We start from the raw sequence: 5,871 nt of genomic DNA, 5'->3' as shown, positions 1-5,871 counted from the left end.
GTCGTGCTCGGCCACGCCGAGCCAGTCGAACACGACCCGCCGCAGGTGGTCGGACACGGCCTCGGCGGACAGCCCGGCGCAGTCGGCCAGCGCCGCCTTCAGCCGCACGTCGCCGAACAGCTCGCGCCGGTCGCCGTGCTTGCGCGCCTCGGTCAGCCCGTCGCTGTAGAGCAGCAGCGTCTCCCCCGGCGCGAGCGCCACCGTGGTCTGGTGGAACCGCACCTCCGGCAGCACGCCGACGATCCCGCCGTGCACCGCGACCTCGTCCACCCGCCCGTCGGCGCGCAGCACGAGCGGCGCGGGGTGGCCGCCGGCGGCCAGCGTCAGCCGCAGCCCGCCCGCCTGCACGGGGATCATCGTGCCGACCACCAGGGTGGTGAACAGGCGGCTGCCCGCCGCCCGCAACGCCGTGTTGAGCAGGTGCAGCAGGTGCGCGGGCCGCTGCTCGACGACCAGCAGGGCGTGCAGGCTCTGCCGCACCCGGCCGCTGTGCGCCGCCGCCTCCAGCCCGTTGCCCGCCACGTCGCCCAGCACGAACGCCGCGCTGCCGTCCTCCCGCGGGTGCACGTCGTAGAAGTCGCCGCCGACCAGCACCTGCCGGTGCGCGGGCTCGTACACGCCGGCCAGGCGCGCCCCCGGCACCTCGGGCAGCGGCGCGGGCAGCAGGTTCGCCCGCAGCGCCGCCACGGCCCGCCGTTCCTCGCCGAGCCGGGTGGCGGCCGCCACGGCCGACGCGGCGCGGGCCGCGTACCGCTTGAGCAGGTCGACCGTCCACGTGCCGCCGAAGCACACGAGCGCGGCCCCCTCGGTCAGCGGCATGGCCACGCCCACGCCCGACACGCCCCACGGCCCCTCACCCAGTTCGGTGAGTTCGGCGTGGTCCACCACCCGGTCGAGCACGGCGGCGAACCCGGGCGCGGTCTGGGCGACCTGCCGCGCGGTGCGGGCCACCGCCACGTCACCCGCCGGCGTGCGCCGCCACCACTCGAGACGCCCGCGCCGGCCCGGCAGCACCACGACGGTGTGCTCGGCCGGGGCCAGCTCGACCACGCTGCGCACCACGTCGGAACGCTCGGTGAGCGCGCCCATCCGGCGCGAGGCGTCGTCCAGGTAGTCGTCGACGCCCCGGTACCAGGCGACCCACCCGCCGCCGAGGTCCTGCCGCCGGCCGCGCCCCGCGTCGACCGGGAGCGTCGACCCGGTCCTGGCCTGCGGGAACAGCGTGGCCGCGGTCGGGTTGACGAGCCGGACGACGCCTTCGGGGTCCAGCACGACGACGGCCTCGTGGAAGCCGTCGACCACGCGACGCCACGCGTCGAGGTCGAGGCCCGTGTCGGCGCCTTGCCGGTAGCCCTGGGCCATCACGGCTCCTGTGTGTCGGGTCGACCCAACCTATCGGACAAGTTGCCACCAACAGTGGCAGGCTTGGGGCGGTTCCGCCGACATCGGAGGCTCGTGTGACGACCGCCCAGGACGACACGGACGTGACCCTGGCCCGACTGCTGACCGCGATGCGCGAGATGAAGGACGGCAACTTCCGCCGCCGCCTCGTCGTCCCGCGCGACGGCGTGACGGCGGAGCTGGCCGAGGTCTTCAACGAGATCGCGGAGCGCAACCAGTGGCTGGTCGGCGAGCTGGTGCGGGTGCGCCAGGCGGTCGGCCAGGAGGGCAGGCTCGGCGAGCGGCTGGTGCCGAGCACCGCGACCGGCGGCTGGGCCACCGCGGGCGAGGCGGTCAACGGCCTGATCGAGGACCTCACCCGGCCGACCGCCGAGCTGAGCCGCGTGCTCGCCGCGGTGGCCGAGGGCGACCTGTCGCAGGAGATCGTGGTGGACGCCCGCGGCGAGGTCGCCGCGCTGGTGGAGAGCTTCAACTCGATGACGGCGACGCTGCGGACGTTCGCGGGCGAGGTCACCCGGGTGGCGCGCGAGATCGGCACGGACGGCCGGCTGGGCGGTCAGGCGCAGGTCCCCGGCGTCGCCGGCACCTGGCGCGACCTCACCGACTCGGTCAACTTCATGTCGGACAACCTGACCAAGCAGGTCCGCGACATCGCGCAGGTGGCCACGGCGGTGGCGCAGGGCGACCTGTCGCAGAAGATCACCGTCACGGTGGCGGGCGAGATGCTGGAGCTGAAGGACACCGTCAACACGATGGTGGACCAGCTGTCGTCGTTCGCCGACGAGGTCACCCGCGTCGCCCGCGAGGTCGGCACCGACGGCCGGCTCGGCGGCCAGGCCCAGGTCCCCGGCGTCGCCGGCACCTGGCGCGACCTCACCGACAACGTGAACTTCATGGCCAACAACCTGACCTCGCAGGTGCGCAACATCGCGCAGGTGGCCACGGCGGTGGCGCAGGGCGACCTGTCCCAGAAGATCACCGTGGACGCGCGGGGCGAGATCCTGGAGCTGAAGTCGACCATCAACACGATGGTCGACCAGCTGTCGTCCTTCGCCGACGAGGTCACCCGCGTCGCCCGCGAGGTCGGCACCGACGGCCGGCTGGGCGGTCAGGCGCAGGTCCCCGGCGTGGCGGGCACCTGGCGCGACCTCACCGACTCCGTCAACTTCATGGCGGGCAACCTGACCTCCCAGGTCCGCAACATCGCCCAGGTGACGACCGCGGTCGCGCAGGGCGACCTGTCGCAGAAGATCGACGTGGACGCGCGGGGCGAGATCCTCCAGCTCAAGACGACGATCAACACGATGGTCGACCAGCTGTCGTCGTTCGCGGCGGAGGTCACGCGCGTGGCCCGCGAGGTGGGCAGCGACGGGCGGTTGGGCGGTCAGGCCCAGGTGCCGGGCGTCGCGGGCACGTGGCGCGACCTCACCGACTCGGTCAACTTCATGGCGGGCAACCTGACGTCCCAGGTGCGCAACATCGCCCAGGTGGCCACGGCGGTGGCGCGGGGCGACCTGTCGCAGAAGATCACGGTGAACGCGCGCGGGGAGATCCTGGAGCTGAAGGACACCATCAACACGATGGTCGACCAGCTGTCGTCCTTCGCCGACGAGGTCACCCGCGTCGCCCGCGAGGTCGGCACCGACGGCCGGCTGGGCGGTCAGGCGCGGGTGCCGGGGGTGGCGGGCACCTGGAAGGACCTCACGGACAACGTGAACGTCATGGCGGACAACCTGTCCACCCAGGTGCGGTCGATCGCGGCGGTGGCCACGGCGGTGGCGGGCGGCGACCTGTCCAAGAAGATCGCGGTCGAGGCCAAGGGCGAGGTCGCCGCGCTGGCGGACACCATCAACGGCATGGTGGACACGCTGCGCGCGTTCGCCGACGAGGTCACCCGCGTGTCCCGCGAGGTCGGCACCGAGGGCATCCTGGGCGGCCAGGCGCGGGTGCCGAACGTGGCGGGCACCTGGAAGGACCTCACCGAGAACGTCAACTTCATGGCGAACAACCTGACCTCCCAGGTGCGCAACATCGCCCAGGTGACGACCGCGGTCGCGCTCGGCGACCTGTCCAAGAAGATCGACGTGGACGCGCGGGGCGAGATCCTGGAGCTGAAGACCACGATCAACACGATGGTCGACCAGCTGTCGTCGTTCGCCCAGGAGGTCACGCGCGTCGCCCGCGAGGTCGGCACCGAGGGCAAGCTGGGCGGCCAGGCCGAGGTGGAGGGCGTCTCGGGCACCTGGAAGCGGCTCACCGAGAACGTGAACGAGCTGGCCGGGAACCTGACCCGGCAGGTGCGCGCGATCGCCGTGGTGGCCACGGCGGTGACCGCGGGCGACCTGACCCGGCAGATCACCGTGGACGCGTCCGGCGAGGTCGCCGACCTCAAGGACAACATCAACCGGATGATCGGCAACCTGCGCGCGTCCACCCGCGCCAACCAGGAGCAGGACTGGCTGAAGACGAACCTGGCCCGGCTCTCCGGCCAGATGCAGGGCCACCGCGACCTCAACGCCATGGCGTCGCTGGTGATCAGCGAGCTGACGCCGCTGGTGTCCGCGCAGCACGGCGCGTTCTTCCTGGTCGACCCCGAGACGAACGCCCTGGACCTGACCGCGTCCTACGGGTACGCGCCGCGCGGCGACCGCCCCACCCGGTTCGCGCGCGGCGAGTCGCTGGTCGGGCAGGTCGCGGTGGAGAAGAAGACGGTGCTGGTCACCGAGGTGCCGCCGGGGTACATCGAGATCGGGTCCGGGCTCGGGTCGGCCCCGCCCGCGAACCTGGTGATCCTGCCGATCGTGTTCCAGGGCGAGACGCTCGGCGTGATCGAGCTGGGGTCGTTCGGCGAGTTCACCGAGGTGCACCTGGACCTGCTGGACCAGCTCAAGGAGAACATCGGCGTCAACCTCAACACCATGCTGGCGAACGCCCGGACGGACAGCCTGCTGGTGGAGTCGCAGCGGCTGACCGAGGAGCTGCGCGCCGGGTCGGTGGAGCTGGAGGCGCGGGCGCGGCAGCTGTCGTCGGCGTCGAAGTACAAGTCGGAGTTCATGGCGAACATGTCGCACGAGCTGCGCACGCCGTTGAACAGCCTGCTGATCCTCGCCAAGCTGCTGGCCGACAACCTGGACGGCAACCTCAACCCCAAGCAGGTCGAGTTCGCGAAGACGATCCACTCCTCCGGCACCGACCTGCTGCAGCTCATCGACGACATCCTGGACCTGACCAAGGTCGAGGCCGGGCACATGCAGGTGCAGACCGACCCGGTGCACGTGTCGGACGTCGTCGCGTACGTGGAGGCGCTGACCCGGCCGCTGGCGGCGGAGAAGGGGTTGGCGTTCGAGGTCGACGTGGCGCCGGACGTGCCGTCCACCCTGCACACCGACGAGCACCGGCTCCAGCAGATCCTGCGCAACCTGCTGTCCAACGCGGTGAAGTTCACCCACGACGGGGAGATCAAGCTGCGGATCCGGGCGGTGGACGGCTCGGTCGCGTTCGACGTGCAGGACACCGGCATCGGCATCCCGGCCGACAAGCTGTCGGTGATCTTCGAGGCGTTCCAGCAGGCGGACGGCACGACGTCGCGCAAGTACGGCGGCACCGGCCTCGGCCTGTCGATCAGCCGGGAGCTGGCGACGCTGCTCGACGGGCGGCTGGACGTGCGGTCCGAGCCGGGCATCGGGTCGACGTTCACGCTGTACCTGCCGCTGGGCGAGCAGGGCCCGGTGCCGCAGGCCGTGACCGAGCCGGAGTCCGTGCCCGAGCTGCTCACGCCCGCCGAGGACGACGAGTCGCAGCAGTCGCTGGTCCCGCCGTCCGACCTGCCGCCCGCGCCGATGCGGTTCCACGGCGAGAAGGTGCTGATCGTCGACGACGACCTGCGCAACGTGTTCGCGTTGACGTCGGTGCTGGAGCTGCACGGGTTGCAGGTGATCTACGCGGACAACGGGATCACCGGGGTGCGGGCGTTGGAGCAGTACGACGACGTGACGCTGGTGCTGATGGACATCATGATGCCGGAGCTGGACGGCAACGCGACCATGGCGGCGATCCGGGCGATGTCGCGGTACGCGGACCTGCCGGTGATCGCGGTGACGGCGAAGGCGATGAAGGGGGACCGGGAGAAGTCGCTCGCCTCGGGGGCGACGGACTACGTGACCAAGCCCGTGGACACCGAACACCTGCTCCGCCTGATCGCCTTCTACCTGGGCGTCGACCAGGACTGACCGGCGTGTCCTACGTCCAGAACGCGCGTGTCCAACACTCAGAACGCGTGAGTCCTACCTCCAGAACGCGAGAGTCCTACGTTCAGAGCGCGAGAGTCCTACGTTCAGGGACCGTGAGTTCAACGCTCAGGGTGGGTCGGTGGGCGCGTCCGGCTCGATTTGACATGGGGCCCTTACGGGTACCCCTGGGCTGGCCAAAGCCGGCAGGCCCGGCGGGGAAAGCGTCCCGCCAGGCCTGCCG

2 protein-coding genes are annotated in these 5,871 nt (G+C 71.6%); one reads left to right on the top strand and one right to left on the bottom strand.

Translation table 11 applies throughout. The annotated features are described in order from the left end of the window. Positions 1–1,362 (bottom strand): PP2C family protein-serine/threonine phosphatase (locus ACFXGA_RS36280; protein ID WP_378096331.1); only part of this gene is annotated, 1,362 nt, incomplete at its 3' end. Between the two features lie 95 nt (positions 1,363–1,457). Here ACFXGA_RS36280 and ACFXGA_RS36275 point away from each other — a divergent pair. Then, the gene (locus tag ACFXGA_RS36275; protein ID WP_378096327.1) at positions 1,458–5,630 is read left to right on the top strand and encodes a HAMP domain-containing protein; all 4,173 of its coding nucleotides are present in this window, start codon (positions 1,458–1,460) and stop codon (positions 5,628–5,630) included. The last annotated feature ends 241 nt before the right edge of the window (positions 5,631–5,871 follow it).

Source organism: Actinosynnema sp. NPDC059335 (assembly GCF_042752395.1).
In the GTDB taxonomy this organism is placed as follows: domain Bacteria; phylum Actinomycetota; class Actinomycetes; order Mycobacteriales; family Pseudonocardiaceae; genus Actinosynnema.
The sequence above is the reverse complement of the archived record's forward strand: the minus strand, read 5'-3'. Positions and strand labels throughout refer to the sequence as shown.